Genomic DNA, 19,455 nt, shown 5'->3' on the forward strand with positions numbered 1-19,455 from the left:
AAGTCTTTCCTGTGGATCGGATCGCGAATGAATTCGCTCCTACGGTGTTGGTGCGGGCCTGGGGTCGCGGATGAATCCGCTCCTACGGTTATGCGCGATACCCCCAGCCCGTAGGAGCGGATTTATCCGCGACTGGCCCACTACACCCACCCCCGCTCGGCAAAGGACACCACCGCCCCATCGCCGACAACGAAATGGTCGAGCACCCGGATATCCACCAGGCCCAGGGCCTCCTTCAGGCGATCGGTGATATGGCGGTCGGAACGGGAAGGCTCGGCTACGCCGGAGGGGTGATTGTGGGCGAGGATCACGGCGGCGGCATTATGGGCGAGTGCGGCCTTGACCACTTCCCGGGGCGGGACAGCGGCGCCGTCGATGGTGCCGCGAAACAGTTCTTCAAAACGAATCACCCGGTGGCGGTTATCCAGGAAGATGCAGGCAAAGACCTCATGGGGCAAATCCCGCAGGCGGGCGGTGAGAAAACGTCGCACCCGGCCCGGGTCGGACAGTACCTCGCCGCGTTCCAATTCTTCATTGAGATGCCGCCGGGCCATTTCCACCACGGCCTGCAGCTGCGCATACTTGGCCTCGCCCATGCCCCGGCCCCGGCAAAAATCCTGCTTTGAGGCATTGAGCAGGGCCCGCAGGCTGCCGAACTGGGCCAGCAGATCCCGGGCCAGGTCCACGGCGGTCATGCCCGGCACGCCCGTTCGCAGAAAGATGGCCAGCAGTTCGGCATCGGACAGGGCCTCGGGGCCGCGGGCCAGTAGTTTCTCCCTGGGTCGTTCTGCCACGGGCCAGGCGGTGATGGCCATGGTGTTTCCCCCCTCTCTTATGGTGTTTTTTGGGTGTTTTATCCGGGGGAGAACATCAAGGCAATGGCAGGACAGTGATTGTCAAAATATTCCGACAGGGAATGCCGGGGAAGGGGGCATGCTCTGCGTCATTGTTTGGTTTTGATCGCGAATGAATTCGCGATTGGGTGGTAGCGGGTTCATTCGCGGCGGATAGGAATCGCGGATAAATCCGCTCCTACGGCCCAATACCCCTAATGGTTTGATGCAGATCAATACCTTCCCTCCGGCAGGTGCTACATTGGTTTTATCCGGAAAAAACTGGGGGATGGGGAAATGAGCGCGGTGGAAAAACCACAGGCGGAGGTGGTGTTCGCCACCAAGGGCCTGACCAAGGTCTATCGCATGGGTGAGGTGGAGATTCATGCCCTGCGAGGCGTGGACATGGAGCTTTATGCCGGAGAACTCACCGTCATGCTGGGCGCCTCGGGCTCGGGCAAATCCACCCTGCTCAATATCCTGGGTGGCCTGGACAGCGCCACCGATGGCGAGGTGCGTTACGGCGAACAGAACCTGGTCCGGGCCGGGGAAAAGATCCTGACCCGTTTTCGCCGGGACCATGTGGGCTTCGTCTTCCAGTTCTACAACCTGATCTCCAGCCTCACCGCCCGCGAGAATGTGGCCATTGTCACCGAGATCAGCAAAAACCCCATGGCCCCCGAGGACGCCCTGGCACTGGTGGGCCTGGAAGGACGGATGGATCACTTCCCCTCCCAACTCTCCGGCGGCGAACAACAGCGGGTGGCCATCGCCCGCGCCATTGCCAAGCGCCCCGCCGTCCTGCTCTGCGACGAACCCACCGGCGCCCTGGATTCCAAGACCGGCATCCGGGTACTGGAAGCCATCGAGCACATCAATCGGGAACTCAACACCACCACCGCAGTGATCACCCATAACCAGGTGATTGGCGAGATGGCCGACCGGGTGATTCAGCTCAGTGATGGTCGGGTCTCTGATGTGCACATCAATGAACACCGCAAGGCACCCCGGGAGCTGCACTGGTGAAAACCCTTCACCGCAAACTGCTACGGGACCTGGGCCAGCTCAAGGGCCAGGTAGCCGCCATTGCCGTGGTCATCGCCGCCGGGGTGATGACTCTGATCCTGGCGGTGAGCAATCTGGAATCCATCCTGCTGAGCCAGGAACGCTTCTATGAGGAACAGCGTTTCGCCGATGTCTTCGCCGAGCTGACCCGGGCCCCGGAAGGGACCAGTGAACGGCTGCGGGATATTCCCGGGGTCAATCGGGTGGAGACCCGCATTCGGGCCGGTATTCGCCTGGAAGTCCCGGGCTATGCGGAACCGGTCCGTGGCCAGCTGCATTCCATCCCTGATGGCCGCCAGCCGGACATCAATGCCTTATATCTGCGTGAAGGCAATCTACCCGAATTCGGCCGCTCTGATCAGGTGGCCATCAGCGAACCCTTTGCCGAAGCCCATGGTCTGCGCGCCGGGGATCATCTCAACGCCATCATCAATGGCCGACTGGAACAGCTCACCGTCAGCGGCATTGCCCTGTCCCCGGAATGGGTTTACCAGATCGGCCCGGCTGACATCCTGCCGGACTATGAACGCTTCGCCGTGCTGTGGATGAACCGCCGGGCGGTGGCCAATGCCTTTGATCTGGATGGTGCCTTCAATAGCGTGGTCCTGACCCTGCAGGCCGGGGCCGATGCCGCCCCCGTGATCGACGCGGTGGATCAGATACTGGCGCCTTACGGGGGTATCGGCGCCCATGACCGGGACGATCAAATGTCCCATCGCTTCCTGGAAGAAGAGATCGACCAGCTGCGGGTCATGGCGGTGATGCTGCCCACCATCTTTCTGGGGGTCTCGGCCTTTCTCCTGAGTGTGCTCATGGGCCGTATCATCCGTACCCAGCGCCAGGCGGTGGCGGTACTCAAGGCCTTTGGCTATTCCAATCAAGACATGGCCATCCACTATGGCCTGTTAACCGGCATCGTGGTGACCGTGGGGGCCCTGGCCGGTGTGCTGCTGGGTGGCTGGGCGGCAGACCACCTGATCCAGGTGTATCTGGAATACTTCCGTTTCCCGGAACTGGAAGTCCGCCTGCATCCCCGTTATATCGTCCTGGCGGTGGCCGTGGCCGGGGGGTCAGCGGCCGTCGGTACGTGGCGGGCGGTGAACCGGGCCGTGTCCCTCGCCCCGGCCGAGGCCATGCGTCCCCCCGCCCCGGAGACCTTCAAGCAGGGCTGGATTGAACGCTCACGCCTGGGCCAGCTGCTGGATCAAAGCAGCCGCATCATCCTGCGTAATCTGGCCCGCTATCGCTTCAAGGCCAGTCTCTCCGCTTTGGGCATTGGCCTGTCGGCCTCCCTGATGTTGGTGGGCAGCTTCCAGTTCGGCGCCGTGGACAAGCTCTTTGATACCCAATACCGCCTGGTGCAGAAATCCGATGTCATCCTGCATTTCACCGACCCCACCCCGGAACGTTCACTGGCAGAGCTACGACACATCCCCGGCGTACAGTTCGCCGAAGGCTTTCGCAATGTCCCCGTGCGCCTGGTCAATGGCCGCCATGATTACCGCACCAGTATTCAGGGCATGGATGCCGAACCCCGTCTGCTGGGCCTGATCGACAAGCAGCACCGCCCCATCACCCTGCCCCCCGAGGGCCTGCTGCTTACCGATTTCCTGGCCGATCATCTGCATGTCCAACCCGGCGATAGCCTCACGGTGGAAATCATGGAGGGCCATCGCCGAACCCTGGAAGTGGAACTGGCCGGGGTGGTCTCCGAACCCCTGGGGGTGAGCGCCTATATGGAACGCCGGGCGCTAAACCGCCTGATGCGGGAAGGCCCGGCCATTTCCGGGGCCTGGTTGATGACCGATGAGGGGCAAAACGATGCCCTGTTCGACGCCCTCTGGGATGTACCCCGAATCGCCGGCATCGGCCTGATCCGGGATGCCGAATCCCGCATCCGTGAATACATCGCCGACACGGTGCTGGTCACCATGGCCTTTCTGCTGCTGCTGGCCGGCTCCATCGCCTTTGCCGTGGTCTACAACAATGCCCGCATTGCCTTCGCCGAACGGGAACGAGAACTGGCCACCCTTAGAGTGCTGGGTTTCACCCGTGCCGAGGTCGCCTGGATTCTGATCGGCGAGATTGCCCTGATTACCCTGATCGCCATCCCCATTGGCTGGCTGTTGGGGACCGGCTTCGCCTTTGCGTTAAGCGAGGCCCTTGCCATGGACATGTTCCGCGTTCCCTTTGTTATTTCCGTCCAGACCTATGCCTTTTCCGCATTGGGTGTGATCGTGGCGACCATCCTGTCGCTGCTGTTGATCACCCGGCGGCTGTATCGTCTGGACATGGTCTCTGCCCTGAAAACCGTTGAGTGAACGACATGAGTACTCAGAAGAAAATCATTCTTGCACTGACGGGCCTTGCCTTGCTGGCCCTGCTGATCCTGGCCCTGATGCCGAGCCCCGTGCCGGTCTCCACCAGCAGCGTGGAAGAAGGCCATTTCCAGGCCTGGGTGGAAGACGAAGGCCAGACCCGCCTGCGGGACCCCTACAATGTTTCCTCCCCCATCAATGCCTATTTGAGACGGGTGGAGCTGGAACCGGGCGACACGGTGGAAGCAGGCGACCCCCTGTTTGAACTGGAGGCCCTGCCGGCCCCGGCCCTGGACCCCCGCGCCCGGGAACAGGCCCGGGAAGCGGTGTCCGCCGCCCGGGCCCGACTGGAATCGGCCGAGGCCGAGCTGGAATCCCGCCAAACCCGCCACCGCCAGGCCGAATCCGAATACCAGCGCCTGCGCCAGCTGCATGAGCGGGATATGGTCGCCGCCGAGCGGGCCGAGCAGGCCCAAAGCGAGAGAGACGCGGCCCGTTCCACCGAGCGCAGCGCCCGCCATGCGGTGGAAGTGGCCCGTTTCGAACTAGAAGCGGCCCGCGCCAATCTGGAGATCGCCGACGGCGAACGGGCCCGCACCGACCAGCCCACCCTGGCCGTACGATCTCCCATCAGCGGCACCATTACCCGCCGCCATCGTTGCTGTGAGGGCCCTACCCAGGCCGGTGAGACCATCATGGAAATTGGTGATCTGGATACCCTGGAAGTGCAGGTGGATCTTCTGTCCATGGATGCGGTGCGAGTTCGCGCCGGCATGCGGGTGGAGATCGATCGCTGGGGGGGCGACGATGCGCTGAAGGGGACGGTTCGGCGGGTGGAACCCGGCGGGTTCAAGCGGGTCTCCGCCCTGGGGGTGGATGAGCAGCGGGTGCCGGTGATGGTCACCATCGACAGCCCCCGGGAGGACTGGGCCGAGCTGGGGGATGGTTATCGCATCGAGGCCCGCTTCATTCTCTGGGAAGGCGATGATGTCACCCACATCCCCACCAGTGCCCTGTTCCGCCATCAGGACCAATGGCATGTCTTTGTGGTGGAAGAAGGCCGGGCCCGCCTGCGGGCGGTGGAAACCGGCCGGCGCTCCGGCCTGCGCACTCAGGTCACCGAGGGTCTGTCAGCCGGGGAGACTCTGATTACCCATCCCAGTGATCGGATTGAGGATGGTTCAAGGGTTCAGGTGAACTGAGCTTGGGGATCGCGGATGAATCCGCTCCTACGGCGTTGCGACCAGGCACCGTAGGAGCGAATTTATTCGCGATTGGACCGCGGCGGACACGATGGCTGCCCTGGGGGAAATCGCGGATGAATCCGCTCCTACGGCATGGCAGCCGAAAGGGATGTCATTCCCGCTTGTTAAGGTATCCTTCCCCTTCTAAACTATCGCCGTTATCTCATCACGGCACCCAAGGGGGAAAAACGTGGAAACCTGGATCATAATCGGCATCATCGTGCTGGTGGTGTTGTTCACCATCATCACCTACAACGCGCTCATCGTTGCCCGTAACCGCTACAAGAACGCCTTTGCCCAGATCGACGTGCAGCTCACCCGTCGTTACGATCTGATCCCCAACCTGGTGGATACCGCCAAGCGTTACATGAAGCATGAACAGGAAACCCTGGAAGGGGTCACCAAGGCCCGTAACCAGGCTTCCGACATGCTGCAAAAGGCCAAGGCCGACCCCAGCGACCCCAGCGCCATGAAGGGCCTGGGCCAGGCCGAGCAGGGACTGTCCGGTGCCCTGGGCCGCTTGTTTGCCGTGTCCGAGAACTATCCCGATCTCAAGGCCAACGAGAACATGAAGCAGCTCTCCGAAGAGCTGGTGAGCACCGAAAACCGAGTGGCCTATGCCCGTCAGCACTTCAATGACGCGGTCATGCAGTACAACAACAAGCGCGAGGCCTTCCCCAACAACATGGTCGCCGGCATGTTCAACTTCAAATACGCCGAGATGCTGGACATCGAAGACCCGGCCAAGCGGGAAGCGGTGAAAGTCAATTTTTAGGCAGCTGGCGCTGCCAGCTTCAAGCCACAAGCTCCAAGCTACAAGCCAAAAGCAATGGCAAGCTGGTAGCGCGTTGGCCATAGCAGCCCGTGAATCATCCGAAGGCCCAAGGCAGTTAAGGCTGCCTTAAACCGGCTTGAAGCTTGTAGCTTGCAGCTCGACAAAGGCGCAACCATGAATTTTTTCGAACACCAGGACAAGGCCCGCAACCAGACCCGCAAGCTGGTGGTGCTGTTTACCCTGGCAGTACTGGCCATCATCGTAGCCATCAATCTGCTGGTGCTGGGGCTGTTTACCTATTCCGATACCGAGACCATGGTGGAACAGCCCAATATCCTGTCCCAGGAATTCTTGCTGGCCCACCTGGATGTGATTCTGCTGATTTCCTTCCTCACCGGCGGCCTGATTGGCCTGGCCAGTCTGTTCCGAACGGTGAAACTGCGTTCCGGCGGCAGTGTGGTGGCCCGCCAGCTCGGCGGCACGCCGGTGGACCCGGACACCAATGACCCCCTGAAACGCCGCCTGCGCAATGTGGTGGAAGAAGTGGCCATTGCCTCCGGGGTACCGGTGCCGGACATCTTCATTCTGGAAGAGGAAAGGGGCATCAATGCCTTTGCCGCCGGCTACTCCACCTCAGATGCGGCCATTGCCGTGACCCGGGGCACCCTGGAGACGCTCAACCGGGAGGAGCTCCAAGGTGTGGTGGCCCATGAATTCGCCCACATCCTCAATGGGGATATGCGCCTCAACATCCGTCTGATGGGCATTCTCTTTGGCATCCTGGCACTCACCATCGTGGGCCGCATCCTGATGTATTCCAGCCGCGGTGGCGGCAACCGCAACGCGGGCGGGATTGTCTTTGCGGGCCTGGCCATCATGCTGATCGGCTACATCGGCGTGTTCTTCGGGCGCTGGATCAAGTCGGCGGTCTCCCGGCAACGGGAATACCTGGCCGATGCCTCCGCCGTGCAGTTCACCCGCCAACCCGAGGGCATCGGCGGGGCGCTGAAAAAGATTGCCGCTTCCCAGGCCGGTGCCAAGCTGGACGCCGACACCGAGGAAGTGGGCCATATGCTCTTCGCCAGCGGTTTTGCCAGCCGCATGATGGCCACCCATCCGCCCCTCATGGATCGCATCAAAGCGGTGGACCCCAGCTTCAAGGCCGAGGATCTGAAAAAGGTCCATGCCGAGATCCAGTCCCAGAAACAGGCCGAGCAGGCGGCGAAGGAAGAAGAAGCCACCAAGGCCAAGGAAAAACAGGAAGGACGCCGTCCGCCCGGCAAGATCAACCGCATGATGGAGCCGGATAACCTCATCGAACAGATCGGCCAGCCCGGCCTGGGCCAGATCCTGGCCGCGGCCCTGCTGGCCGAGGCCATTCCCCGGCCCCTGGAACAGGCGGCCCACTCCCGGGACTGGGCCCGGGAGATCATTTGTGCCCTGCTGATTTCCTCGGATGCCGACGTTCGCAACCGGCAGCTGGACAGTATCGCTGAACATCTCGGCGCCGACAGCGAACGCCAGGTCCGCACCCTATTGGAAGCCGGCCAGAATCTGCAGGCCGAGCAGCGCCTGCCGCTGATGGAGATGGCCTATCCCCAGATCCGCCATCGCCCGCCGGCCGAGCTGGATGCCCTGCTGACGCTGGTGGACAAACTGGTGGCGGCCGACGGTGAGGTCAGTGCCTTTGAATATGCCCTGGCCCGTCTGCTGCGGGTACAGCTCAAGGATGCCCAGCGCCCGGACCGCTCCCGCCCGGGCGGCAACAAGCAACTGAAAAACCATGCCGGCCCGGTCAATGACCTGTTACGCATTCTGGCCCACCACGGTCATGAGGACGATGAGGCCGCCGTGGCGGCCCTGGAAGCGGGCATGAAGGAACTGGGTCTGACGGTGAGCGAAACTCACAGCCTGCGGGACAACTGGCATGAACGGATGGATCAGGCACTCATGACCCTGGACCGACTGCGCATGAAGGACAAGGGCCGCCTGGTCCGCGCCATGGTGACCGTAATCCAGCATGCCGGCGAAACCGTGGCCGCCGAGGCCGAGCTGATGCGCGCCATCTGCGCCTGCCTGCACGTGCCCCTGCCGCTGATGGAGCAGGATTCGGGGAGCTGATCGCGAATCAATCCGCGATCCAAACCAGAGCCCTCTACCTCCGCCGCAGCCCCATCGCGAATGAATTCGCTCCTACGGGGTGGGTCATCGGCCCTTGTGCAATCGCAATTCCCTGACCTCACCGCTACAATTCACCCTCCAAACGCCAAACCGAGAACGCAATGGGCGATTTAAACGGCAAAAACATCCTCCTGGGCGTCACCGGTGGCATTGCCGCCTACAAGGCGCCGGACCTGGTGCGGCGGCTACGGGAACGCGGCGCCACCGTGCAAGTGGTCATGACCGCCGGCGCGGAGGCCTTTGTCACCCCCATGACCTTCCAGGCGGTCAGCCACCGCCCGGTGCGGACCCATCTCTGGGACCGGGAAGCCGAGATGGCCATGGGCCATATCGAACTGGCTCGCTGGGCGGACCGCATCGTCATTGCGCCGGCCACGGCCGATTTCATGGCCCGCTTGGCCCATGGCCTGGCCGATGATCTTCTGAGCACGCTGTGTCTGGCCTCGGAAGCACCCATCACCTTCTGCCCGGCCATGAACCCGGTGATGTGGGCCCATCCAGCCACCCGCACCAATCTCGCCACCCTGGAATCCCGGGGCGCGGCCTTCATCGGCCCGGCGGACGGGCCCATGGCCGAGAACGAGTCCGGGCCCGGGCGTCTGGTGGAACCGGAGGAGATTGCTAGGCAATTGGACGGATCCGGTGAAGGCCCCCTGTCCGGCAAGACCGTGCTGATCACCGCCGGGCCCACCCGGGAAGCAGTGGACCCGGTGCGTTATCTCAGCAACCGCAGCTCCGGGCGCATGGGTTTTGCCGTGGCTGAAGCCGCCGCCCGCGCCGGGGCCCAAGTGAAGTTGGTCACCGGGCCGGTGCATCTGCCCACCCCGGCCGGGGTGGAACGGGTGGATGTGGAAACCGCCGAAGAAATGCGCCAGGCGGTGACCGACCGGGCCGCCTCCGCCGATGTCTTCATCGCCGCTGCGGCCGTCGCCGATTATCGAGTACCGCGCATCGCCGAGCACAAGCTCAAAAAAGACACCGACGGCGAGCTGCATGAAATCCCCCTGGAGCGTAATCCCGACATCCTCGCTGAAGTGGCGGCCATGACCGACAAGCGCCCCTTCAGCGTGGGCTTTGCCGCCGAAACCCGGGACCTGGAAAAACACGCCCGCAAGAAACTCGAGCGCAAGAAGCTGGATCTGATCGCCGCCAACCTGGTGGGCCGGGATCGGGGCTTTGACCGGGAAGAAAATGAACTGCTGCTACTGGATCAACAGGGCAGCCAGGCCCTGGGCGCCGGCAGCAAGCGGGCGCTGGCGGGCAAGCTGATTGCGGAGATCGCGGCGCGATTAGACGGCGAGGCATCTTCCTAGGTTTGAAAAGCAGAACACGAAGGACACGAAGAAAGGCAGAAGGGCACGAAGGGAGTTAGGTGAGGCCGTCGCACCCAGCCATCCCCGTAGGAGCGAATTTATTCGCGATGGGTTCCCCCCCTATCAGCTCCGTGTCCTCCGTGGTTCTCCGTGATCTCCGTGTTCCAACAAACAAACCCTCTATACACACCGAGAGCCAATCGCGGATAAATCCGCTCCTACGGCCCTCTCATCCGTAGGAGCGGATTTATCCGCGATCAACAAAACCAAATTGGAGATTCCATGCAAAAGATTCAGCTCAAGATCCTCGACGAGCGCCTGGGCCAGGAATTCGAACTGCCTCACTACGCCACCGACGGCTCGGCGGGGATGGATGTTCGGGCCTGCCTGGACCAGGCCCTGACGCTGAAACCCGGCCAGACCGAACTGATCCCCAGCGGCTTCGCCATCCATATCGGCGACCCCAGCCTGGCGGCGGTGCTGCTGCCCCGCTCGGGTCTGGGTCACAAGCACGGCATCGTGCTGGGCAATCTCACCGGCCTGATCGATTCCGATTACCAGGGCCAGGTCTTCGTCTCGGTCTGGAACCGGGGGCAGGCCGAATTCACCATCGAGCCGGGGGATCGCATGGCCCAGCTGGTCTTCGTGCCGGTGGTGCAGGCCGAGTTCGATGTGGTGGAGGATTTCCAGAAAAGCCGGCGGGGCGGCGGTGGTTTCGGGCATTCCGGGCGGCGGTAATCACCCCCGAATCGCGGATGAATCCGCTCCTACGGTAAGACCTCCATCGCCGTAGGAGCGGATTCATCCGCGATTGATCTCCGGGGGCCGCAGCAGCTCGCTAGGGCTGACCGCAGCATTCAAAATCGAACACGAAGGACACGAAGAAAGGCAGAAGGGGTGGGGTTGGGTTTTGTCGCGGACCAATCGCGGAGGAATCCGCTCCTACACCCCACCCTTCTGTGGGAGAGACATTCTTAACCGTCGACCCTGGAAAGGGCCTCCCACAGCCCATAAGCAAGGCCCTAACGCGAGGCCCTAGCGCCCTTCCGCCTGCAGCTCGGTAAACCGCTCAATGTCATTTTCGAAACGATCACGAACCTGCTGCAGCTGCTCTTCCAGATCCATCAGCTGCTGCTGGCGATCAACAATCTGGTTGGCCAGGTTCTCGTAACGCTCTTCCAGATATTCCGGCGGGTCCTCATCGCGGCCTTCGTAGTTGTCCAGGCGACTTTCCACCGATTCCAGATCATCCTCCAGGCTCTCCAGATTGGAGGCCGTCAGACGGACCTGTGAGCGCAGGCCGTCCACCCGGTCATCCCGCACCCGCTCAATCTCACCCACCGAGGCATACAGGCTCAGCAGACGGCGATCCCGTTCAGCCTGGAGCTGGGCGACCCGATCGGCTTCGGCTGCCAGTTCTTCCTGATGACGAAGCTCTTCGCGCTCTTCCTCGGTCAAGGCCCGGTCGGTGCGTTCAATCTCAAGCCCGTCCCGCAAGGTGCGCTGCTCCTGGTCCCGGTATTCGGGGGGAATGGAATCCCCGTAATGCACATTGCCGTCTTCATCCGTCCAGCTGTAGGCCTGACCGGATGCCGACAACGGCAGGGCAGCCACCAGGGCGGCCACCGCGATAATCACCGAAAACTGTCTCATGGTTGATTCACCTCCATGGACGCGAGCTTATGGGAAGCTCAAAAGAAGCCATATACCCCGAATTCTAGCACTCTGTGGGACCAGAACTCAGCGGACACCGTACTGTTCCCGATAGGCACGAATCGATTCACGATGAACGGCCCACTCGCCGGTCTCCGGCAGCCAGTCCAGCAGGTCCTGAAGGGTCACAATGGAGGCCACCTTCAAGCCATAGGCCTGCTCGGCCTGCTGGATGGCGGAGCTGCCGTCCGGGCCGGTCTCCTGCCGGTCCAGGGCGATCACCACCCCCACCGGCGCGGCCCCCGCCTCGCGGATGATATCCACCGATTCGCGAATGGCGGTGCCGGCGGTGATCACGTCATCCACGATCAGGACCCGGCCTTGCAGTGGTGCACCCACCAGATTGCCGCCTTCGCCGTGGTCCTTGGCTTCCTTGCGGTTAAAGCAATAGGGCACATCCCGGTCGTGCTCGGCGGCCAGGGCGGCGGCGGTGACCGTGGCCAGGGGGATACCCTTGTAAGCCGGGCCGAAGATCATGTCGAAGTCGATACCGGCTTCCACCACTGCGCGGGCGTAGAAACGGCCCAGCTGGTGCAGGGCCGAGCCCGTGTTGAACAGGCCGGCATTGAAGAAATAGGGGCTCACCCGCCCGGATTTCAGGGTGAACTCGCCAAAGCGCAGCACATCCCGGTCATGGGCAAATTGCAGGAAATCGGATTTGTAGTTGGACATGGAGAAGTCTGTTCTGGGTTGTCGGGTGGATTTAGTTTTCGGGCATTTTATCAGGCCCCGGGAATTTCGGCGCAACGACCTGATCGCGGATAAATCCGCTCCTACACCCCCTCCCGTAGGAGCGGATTTATCCGCGATTCAAACCAGAGCCCGCTACACCCACCGCAAACCCATCGCGAATGAATTCGCTCCTACGGCGGGCGGGGTGGGGCTGGTATCATGCCTGCATTTGGCAACTGAACCGGCTAATCAAACCCCCATGAAAATCGTCAGCTTCAACGCCAACGGCATCCGCGCCGCCGCCCGCAAGGGCTTTTTTGACTGGATGAACAAGACCCAGCCGGACATCGTCTGCGTGCAGGAACTCAAGGCCCAGGCCTGGCAGCTGGACGGCGAACCCTTCCACCCGCCGGGCTACCACGTCCATTTCCATGAGGCCGAGAAAAAGGGCTACTCGGGCGTGGCCATCTACAGCAAGGAAAAACCCGACAAGGTCTATATCGGCCTGGGCGATGGCTTTGAAGACATCGATGCGGAAGGCCGCTATATCGAAGCCCGCTTCGGCAAGCTCTCGGTGATCTCGCTCTACATGCAGTCGGGCTCGGCCAAGGAGGAACGCCAGCAGATCAAGTTCGATTTCATGGACCGCTTCATGCCGCTGCTCAAGAAATTCCGCAAGCGCAAGCGGGAATACATTATCTGCGGTGACTGGAACATCGCCCACACCAAAAAAGACATCAAGAACTGGAAGGGCAACCTCAAGAACTCCGGCTTTTTGCCCGAGGAACGGGCCTGGCTGGATGAGCTGTTCGGCCCCGCCGGCTGGATGGACGGCTTCCGGCAAGTAAACCAGGAAGACGAGCAATACACCTGGTGGTCCCAACGCGGCCGGGCCCGGGAGAAGAACGTGGGCTGGCGGATCGACTACCATGTGGTCACGCCCCCCATCGCCGAACGAATCCAGGGGGCCGAGATCTACACTGACGAGAACTTCTCCGACCACGCACCGCTGATTCTGGCGTACGATCCAGCCATTCGCCACCTCTAAGGCCCGATCCATGAGCGATGCCGATACCGGGGCCCGCCCCGCCCCCAATCTCTTCCAGGCGCTGAAGGTCTATCTGCACGCCCGGGTGGTGGGCATGGCCTTTCTGGGCTTCGCCGCCGGCCTGCCCTTCATGCTGGTGGGGGCCACCTTCACCAACTGGCTGGCGGATCTGGGCGTGGAACGGGCGGCCATCGGCTTTCTCAGCTGGGCGTCCATGGCCTATTCCATCAAGTTCCTCTGGGCCCCGGTGGTGGATCGCCTGGAACTGCCCATCCTGGGCCGGCTGCTGGGACGGCGGCGATCCTGGATGCTATCCGCCCAGGTGCTGATTGCCCTGGGGCTGTTGGGCATGGCCCTGATCAACCCGGCGGATAACCTGATGATCGTGGCCGGACTGGCGGTGATCACCGCCTTCGGCTCGGCCACCCAGGACATCGCCATCGATGCCTACCGGGTAGAGGCGGTGGGCCGGGAACGGCAAAGCGCCATGGCCGCCACCTATGTGGCCGGTTACCGGGTGGCCATGGTCACCGCACTGACCGGGGCGCTGAATATCGTGGCCTTCGCCAACTGGACCCTGGCCTATGGCGCCATGGCCCTGCTCATGACCGTCGGCATGATCACCACCCTGATAATCCGCGAGCCCGAAGCCCGCATGGACCGCATGACCGCTGCCCTGGAGCAGCGGGTGATCGATTATCTGGACCGCACCGACCACAACGGCATCCGCCGGGATCTCACCGCCTGGTTCATCGGCGCGGTGATCTGCCCCTTTGCCGATTTCATGAAGCGCTTCGGCGGCCTGGCGATTCTGATCCTGCTGTTCATCGCCACCTTCCGGGTGAGCGATATCTTCATGGGGGTCATGGCCCAGCCCTTTTATCTGGACGTGGGCTTCACCCAGACCCAGATCGGCAATATCACAGGCGCCTTCGGCCTGGCCATGACCCTGGCCGGCGCCTTCATGGCGGGGATTCTGGTGGCCCGCTTCGGGGTCACCCGCATGCTGATCTTCGGGGCCCTGATGGCTCCGGCAACCAATCTGATCTTTGCCTGGGTGGCCATCATCGGCCCGGAGACCTATGGCCTGATCCTGGCCATCATCGGCGACAATATTACCGGCGGCCTGGCCGTTGGGGTCTTCATCGCCTATCTATCCAGTCTCACCAACAGCGCCTATACCGCCACCCAATATGCTCTGTTCTCTTCCATCATGACCCTGCCGGGCCAGTTCGCCGCCGGCTTTACCGGCATGCTGGCCGATGCGGTGGACTGGGTATGGTTTTTCATCATCACCGCCGGCACGGGGATTCCCGCCATTGCGCTGGCCCTGGTGCTGGCCTGGTACGCCAACCCGGATCGCATTAACCGGCCGGGGATGGAAGGGTAATCCGTAGGAGCGGATTCATCCGCGATTGATCTCCGAGCCCATCGTAGCTCGCTATGGTGGGCCGCGACATTCAAAATCGAACACGAAGGGCACGAAGGGATTTAGTGGGGTAATTATGCCGGGGTGATCGCGGATGAATCCGCTCCTACGGCAACCCACCACCCCGTAGGAGCGAATTTATTCGCGATGGGGGGCGGATGAATCGGCGCCTTACTCCTGGCGCCAGGGCTCCAGCTTCACGCCCAGGCCCATCACCGAGCGGTTTACATAACTGAAGTAAGCCGCTGCCTGGTTGATCTCGAGAATCTCGCCATCGGTCCAACCGGCACCGCGCAACTCGGCGATTTGATCTTCGTGGATCTGGGTGGGGGCCACGGTCAAATGCCCGGCATAGGCCAGGGCCAGGCATTCCTTGTCGGTGAATACATCTTCCGGCATGTCTTCCGGCAGCTCCACCCAGCGCAAAAGATACCGGGCCCGTTCCTCATCCCCAAGCACGGCCGCCAGGGACTGGCCGTGGTGGATGGCGCAGTATTCACAGCCATTCAGGCGACTGACCAACACGCCGATGGCCTCCAGCAGCCAGCGGGGCACCTCATTGGCCGGGTGATGCAACACACTGCGATACAGCTTGAGATGGGCGTCCAGCGTATGCGGACGCAGGGCATGAACCCGCATCACACCATCCACCCTTCCCTGGGCATCCGCCAACTCAGCGTAGATACGCTGAGTTCGGAGATCCAGTTCATGGGGTGACGGCGATTCAATCCACATTTCCAGACCGTCGCTCACGGGTCGATCTCGTTTATCGATGGAAAAGGCCAAACATTGTTCCCCTTTCTGACCACGGTCGTCCCCGAATATTCCCAATTCATCATCGGGCGGTCAGGCAAAAAGGACCATCCCCCGTATGGGGGGTTAACTCAGTGGATGGGCTGGCGGGTATGCTGGCGCCGTTCCGGGGTAGGAGAAGCATGGTGCAGCACCATGCGCCAGCCTCCCTGGCAACGACGATAGATATTGGTGGCGTACACCGGCGCCCGCTCCTCGGCCTCGCCACTGAGTCGGATGTATTCAGCCACCAGATGAATAGCCAGATCCTCTGTCAGGGTCTTCTCCAGAATCTGCACCCGAAAATGCATTTCCGGCCCGCCCGCAAAGATCGACTCCCAGCTTTGCAGAATCGATTTTTCCCCCTTGATGGGCTGGGAGCCGGGATGAATGCAGACCGCATTGCGGGTACCCGCCCAAACCGATTTCATGGCCGTCAGATCCGCCCGCTCCACAGCCTCGTAAAAAGCCAGCTCGGCGGATTCCGGCGAATCAAAAACAGTGGACATAATCGTCTTTTCCAAATCAATCGTTATAAACTAAGCCTAGGCGCCATAACTGCAAACAACAAGGCTTATCTTGCATTGGGAATGCTGAATGCTTCCACATTCAGGGGCTTGCAAGGGGAACTGAAAACAATCCAAAGGCCATCAGACGAACGGCAGCCAAAACGGCCTTGCAGAGGGCGGGGCTGGAACCTATACCTTGATGAACAGCGCCTGTCTGATCAGGGGCCCAGGGTCCCGGGGAGTGATGAGCATGTTTGCACGGGAACAGTCCGATATACCCGCCGTGATCGGCGAATGGTACAAGGATTTCAGCGGCGGACTCTTCGAGGTGGTGGCCATTGACGAGCAGGACGGCACCATCGAGATCCAGCACTTTGACGGCACCATTGAGGAAGTGGATATCGATGTCTGGGACGAGGTGGCCATGGCCCAGGTGGAGCCCCCTGAAGACTGGTCCGGTTCCATGGACCTGGAGCGGGAAGATTACGGCGTGGACCTGGATGACGCCGGCCGGGAGGAATACCTCAACCCCCTGGACCAGCTGGATTCCGATTACCGTTTCTAGTGCCCGTAGGAGCGGATTTATCCGCGATCAAGCCACCCGAACCCGCACTTCCCCCTCAACCACCCGGCAATCCAGGTCATTCAAATCCCGTCCCTCGCAGGGGCCGGCCAGGCAATGACCATCCTCAATCCGGAAAATGGCCCCATGCACCCCGCACATGATCTGGTCCCCCGCCTTGGTGAGAAAACGATCCGGCGCCCAGTTCAGGGCCGAACCGGTATGCGGACAACTGTTTACATAAGCATGAACCTCACCATCCCGGCGCACCACGAAACCGTAATCCCGGCCATCCCCGGTATCAAATTCAAACTCCCGGGCGCCTGGATCATCCAGCTCGTCCAAACGGCAAACGGTGATTTCCTGCTCGGCCATTCCTTACCTCCCGCTCGAATAATAGTCACAATACCATGACAAAAACCGCTCCATACCCTCCGCCAGACTGGTCTTGGGTGTAAAGCCCACCAGGCGCTGCAACGGTTCCACATCGGCATAGGTGGCCGGCACATCCCCCGCCTGCATGGGCAGATAGTGCTTCTCGGCCTCTTTACCCAGATGCTGCTCAATCAGCTCGATCAGATGGCCCAGCGGCTCGGGCTTGTGATTGCCGATATTGAACAGGCGATAAGGTGCATAGCTGGTGGCCGGACTGGGATGGGCACCGGACCAGTCCGGATCCGGCGTCGCGGGAATATCCATCAAACGGATCATGGCCGTGACCACATCATCCACATAAGTGAAATCCCGGTACATGTCGCCATGGTTGTAAAGGGAGATGGGCTCCCCGTTATCAATGGCCCGGGTGAACTTGAAATAGGCCATGTCCGGCCGGCCCCAGGGACCGTAAACGGTAAAAAAGCGCAGCCCCGTACAGGGCAGACCGTACAGGGAGGCATAACTATGGGCCATGGCTTCATTGGCCTTCTTGGTGGCCGCATAGAGGCTGATGGCATGATCCACGGTATCGTTCTCGGAGAAGGGCATGCGGGTATTGGCCCCGTACACCGAGCTGCTGGAGGCAAAGATCAAATTTCCCACCCCACCCCGGCGACAACCATCCAGAATGTTACCGAAGCCCACCAGGTTGCTGTCGATATAGCGTTCCGGATGTGCCAGGGAAAAACGCACCCCCGCCTGGGCCGCCAGATGCACCACCACGTCAAAGCCCGGTGACTCGGCAAACAAATCGGCCATGGCCTCCCGGTCGGCCACATCCAGTTCCCGGAATTCGAAATTGGCCTGCCCGGAAAGCTCGGACAGACGCCCCCGCTTGAGCGACACGTCGTAGTAGTCGTTGACGTTATCCACGCCCACGACCTCACAATCCTGCCCGGCCAGACCACGAACAAAATGAAAACCAATAAAGCCGGCCGCACCGGTCACCAAAACCCGTTTCACAATCAATAACCTCAAATCAGCCTAGCCAGATTCTACCAGCCCCACCACCACCCCTGTGGGAGCGGCGTCCGCCGCGATCAATCGCAAGCCACCTGGAAATCGCGGCGGACGCCGCTCCCACAATGGCGCCATCTCCTCATGTAACCGCCTTGACCCGGTCCGGCAAATCCACCGGCACCGTAAACCGCTGCGGCTTACGCGCATGCCGGGTCTTGATCAACAGCCCCTTATCCACCAGATCAAGCACATCGGCACGGGCGGTGGCGTAGACGATCCCGTGGCTGCGCTGGTGAGACTGCACCGTATAGCTGGCATCAGGGTTGCGCAATGCATGGGACAGCATGGAAAGCTGGCGATGGTTAAGGTCACCGTGCACCCGCAGCAACCGTTCCGCCTCGGCCAACTGTTCTTGCTTGCGAGCCAGATAGGACTCCAGCTCTCCCACGGCCTGCTCGATCACATCCAGCTGGTGCAGGAAGAAGTAAGTCAAATCCTGCTCATCGGTCTCCGTTTCCAGAAAGGCCCGCTTGTACTGGCCCTGGCTTTTCCGGAGCACGGTGGAAATGGAAATAAACTCGAACAGCCAATAATCGGCCTGCAGCATTTTCCAGTAGAACAGCGCCCGGGCCGTGCGCCCATTGCCATCCACAAAGGGATGATCCCAGGCCAGCCAGAAATGCAGGCAGATGGCATGCAGCACCGGATGCAGGAACGCGCCTCCCTCGAAACGCCGGTTGGCAAATTCGCACATGGCCTGCATCCGCACCTCCAGATGCTTGGCCGCCGGCGGATCGTGGAGCACCCGGTTTCGGGTGTTGTCATACACGGCAATACGGGTTTCCCCGGGGGCCTGGGGCCGACCCGCATCGGCCGGGTCGTCGAGCGTATCCTCGGTCACCATGCGATGGAGCTCGCACACCCGCTCCGGGGTCATGGGCTCATCCCGCCACGCCCGGATCTGGCTCATGGCCGCATAGTTGTTAAAGATCATCTGCTCGTCTTTGTCCCGAGGCGAGCGGCCGCTGCGAAGCATGTCCACCGCCACCCGGCGGGTGGTCGCAGCCCCTTCCAGCTGACTGGAAGTCACCGCCTCCTCGATCAGCGACGAAATCAGATAGCGATCCCGATGAGCCGGCCGGGCCACCGCCTCCGGCATGGCCAAACGCCCCGTGGCCTGGCTGTCCAGATGATGCAGGCGGTCTTCCAGCTGGGCCACCGGCACATACCCAAACGGGCGCCCAACCGTATCCAAAAAGGGGAGATCGCGCCGCAGCATGTGCCGGGCGTATTTGACCGCCGCCCACCACTGCTCCGAGCTAAAGCCTTCGGGGGCCTTGAGATGGCGGAGATTGTCCCAGTGCCGGTAACGGCCCCTGGGACAGGGCCCCATATCCCGCCCCAGCAGCTTCCGCATCTGCTGCGGCTTGAAGCGGCCCAGCGTGGCCTGCCAATTGGGGGAGGGCTGGATCATGACAAATGATCAATTTTGGGGGAATTGATAGTTATAATAGCCAAACTATCAAATATTATCAATTTCCAGAAAATTGATAATTCAAACACCCCTCCCCGTGGAAGCGGCATCCGCCGCGATCAATAGCAGGCC

18 protein-coding genes are annotated in these 19,455 nt (G+C 61.6%); 10 read left to right on the forward strand and 8 right to left on the reverse strand.

Annotation, left to right across the window (positions count from 1 at the left end):
• Positions 1 to 140: 140 nt before the first annotated feature.
• Positions 141 to 815 (reverse strand): RadC family protein, encoded by a 675-nt coding sequence (gene radC, locus J2T60_RS09160; RefSeq protein WP_253448766.1) that lies wholly within the window; start codon positions 813 to 815, stop codon positions 141 to 143.
• 315 nt (positions 816 to 1,130) lie between these two features.
• On the opposite strand from radC, the gene J2T60_RS09165 reads away from it, so the two are divergent.
• From J2T60_RS09165 to dut, 7 genes are all read left to right on the forward strand, one after another.
• On the forward strand, positions 1,131 to 1,859 hold the full coding sequence (locus J2T60_RS09165; RefSeq protein WP_253448769.1) for an ABC transporter ATP-binding protein: 729 nt from the start codon (positions 1,131 to 1,133) through the stop codon (positions 1,857 to 1,859).
• Positions 1,856 to 4,219: an ABC transporter permease gene (locus J2T60_RS09170; protein WP_253448772.1), complete on the forward strand. Its 2,364-nt coding sequence runs from the start codon at positions 1,856 to 1,858 to the stop codon at positions 4,217 to 4,219. Before J2T60_RS09165 ends, J2T60_RS09170 begins: the two co-directional genes overlap by 4 nt.
• Positions 4,220 to 4,224: 5 nt before the next feature.
• Positions 4,225 to 5,418: an efflux RND transporter periplasmic adaptor subunit gene (locus J2T60_RS09175; RefSeq protein ID WP_253448775.1), complete on the forward strand. Its 1,194-nt coding sequence runs from the start codon at positions 4,225 to 4,227 to the stop codon at positions 5,416 to 5,418.
• A gap of 232 nt (positions 5,419 to 5,650) precedes the next feature.
• Positions 5,651 to 6,235, forward strand: a complete 585-nt coding sequence (locus J2T60_RS09180) for a LemA family protein (protein ID WP_253448778.1) — start codon at positions 5,651 to 5,653, stop codon at positions 6,233 to 6,235.
• Between the two features lie 174 nt (positions 6,236 to 6,409).
• A complete protein-coding gene (locus tag J2T60_RS09185; protein ID WP_253448781.1) occupies positions 6,410 to 8,356 on the forward strand; it encodes a M48 family metallopeptidase in 1,947 nt (648 codons plus the stop codon).
• Between the two features lie 161 nt (positions 8,357 to 8,517).
• Entirely contained in the window at positions 8,518 to 9,729 is a 1,212-nt protein-coding gene (gene coaBC, locus J2T60_RS09190) for a bifunctional phosphopantothenoylcysteine decarboxylase/phosphopantothenate--cysteine ligase CoaBC (RefSeq protein WP_253448784.1), read from the forward strand.
• 282 nt (positions 9,730 to 10,011) lie between these two features.
• Positions 10,012 to 10,467 carry a dUTP diphosphatase gene (gene dut / locus J2T60_RS09195; RefSeq protein WP_253448787.1) on the forward strand — a complete coding sequence of 152 codons (456 nt, stop codon included), beginning with the start codon at positions 10,012 to 10,014 and terminating at the stop codon, positions 10,465 to 10,467.
• Between the two features lie 297 nt (positions 10,468 to 10,764).
• Here dut and J2T60_RS09200 read toward each other — a convergent pair whose 3' ends face one another.
• Both J2T60_RS09200 and pyrE read right to left on the reverse strand, forming a co-directional pair.
• A complete protein-coding gene (locus J2T60_RS09200; RefSeq protein WP_253448790.1) occupies positions 10,765 to 11,382 on the reverse strand; it encodes a DUF4124 domain-containing protein in 618 nt (205 codons plus the stop codon).
• Between the two features lie 87 nt (positions 11,383 to 11,469).
• Positions 11,470 to 12,114: an orotate phosphoribosyltransferase gene (pyrE, locus tag J2T60_RS09205; RefSeq protein WP_253448793.1), complete on the reverse strand. Its 645-nt coding sequence runs from the start codon at positions 12,112 to 12,114 to the stop codon at positions 11,470 to 11,472.
• 259 nt (positions 12,115 to 12,373) lie between these two features.
• Between pyrE and J2T60_RS09210 the strand changes: the two genes are divergently transcribed.
• Together J2T60_RS09210 and J2T60_RS09215 are read left to right on the forward strand one after the other, a co-directional pair.
• On the forward strand, positions 12,374 to 13,162 hold the full coding sequence (locus tag J2T60_RS09210) for an exodeoxyribonuclease III (protein ID WP_253448795.1): 789 nt from the start codon (positions 12,374 to 12,376) through the stop codon (positions 13,160 to 13,162).
• A 10-nt stretch (positions 13,163 to 13,172) separates the two neighbouring features.
• Positions 13,173 to 14,552 carry an AmpG family muropeptide MFS transporter gene (locus J2T60_RS09215; protein ID WP_253448798.1) on the forward strand — a complete coding sequence of 460 codons (1,380 nt, stop codon included), beginning with the start codon at positions 13,173 to 13,175 and terminating at the stop codon, positions 14,550 to 14,552.
• Positions 14,553 to 14,762: 210 nt separating this feature from the next.
• On the opposite strand, the gene J2T60_RS09220 is transcribed toward J2T60_RS09215, so the two are convergent.
• Positions 14,763 to 15,344 (reverse strand): carboxymuconolactone decarboxylase family protein, encoded by a 582-nt coding sequence (locus J2T60_RS09220; protein WP_253448802.1) that lies wholly within the window; start codon positions 15,342 to 15,344, stop codon positions 14,763 to 14,765.
• Positions 15,345 to 15,475: 131 nt separating this feature from the next.
• Positions 15,476 to 15,892 (reverse strand): YybH family protein, encoded by a 417-nt coding sequence (locus tag J2T60_RS09225; RefSeq protein WP_253448805.1) that lies wholly within the window; start codon positions 15,890 to 15,892, stop codon positions 15,476 to 15,478.
• 250 nt (positions 15,893 to 16,142) lie between these two features.
• On the opposite strand from J2T60_RS09225, the gene J2T60_RS09230 reads away from it, so the two are divergent.
• A complete protein-coding gene (locus tag J2T60_RS09230; protein ID WP_253448808.1) occupies positions 16,143 to 16,457 on the forward strand; it encodes a DUF6763 family protein in 315 nt (104 codons plus the stop codon).
• A 27-nt stretch (positions 16,458 to 16,484) separates the two neighbouring features.
• Here J2T60_RS09230 and J2T60_RS09235 read toward each other — a convergent pair whose 3' ends face one another.
• From J2T60_RS09235 to J2T60_RS09245, 3 genes are all read right to left on the reverse strand, one after another.
• Positions 16,485 to 16,829, reverse strand: coding sequence for a Rieske (2Fe-2S) protein (locus tag J2T60_RS09235; protein WP_253448811.1), 345 nt, complete (start codon positions 16,827 to 16,829; stop codon positions 16,485 to 16,487).
• Between the two features lie 3 nt (positions 16,830 to 16,832).
• The gene (locus J2T60_RS09240; protein WP_366518303.1) at positions 16,833 to 17,852 is read right to left on the reverse strand and encodes an NAD-dependent epimerase; all 1,020 of its coding nucleotides are present in this window, start codon (positions 17,850 to 17,852) and stop codon (positions 16,833 to 16,835) included.
• Between the two features lie 136 nt (positions 17,853 to 17,988).
• Positions 17,989 to 19,323 (reverse strand): Fic family protein, encoded by a 1,335-nt coding sequence (locus J2T60_RS09245; protein ID WP_253448816.1) that lies wholly within the window; start codon positions 19,321 to 19,323, stop codon positions 17,989 to 17,991.
• Positions 19,324 to 19,455: the final 132 nt, after the last annotated feature.

The organism is Natronospira proteinivora, from assembly GCF_024170465.1.
Classification (GTDB): domain Bacteria; phylum Pseudomonadota; class Gammaproteobacteria; order Natronospirales; family Natronospiraceae; genus Natronospira; species Natronospira proteinivora.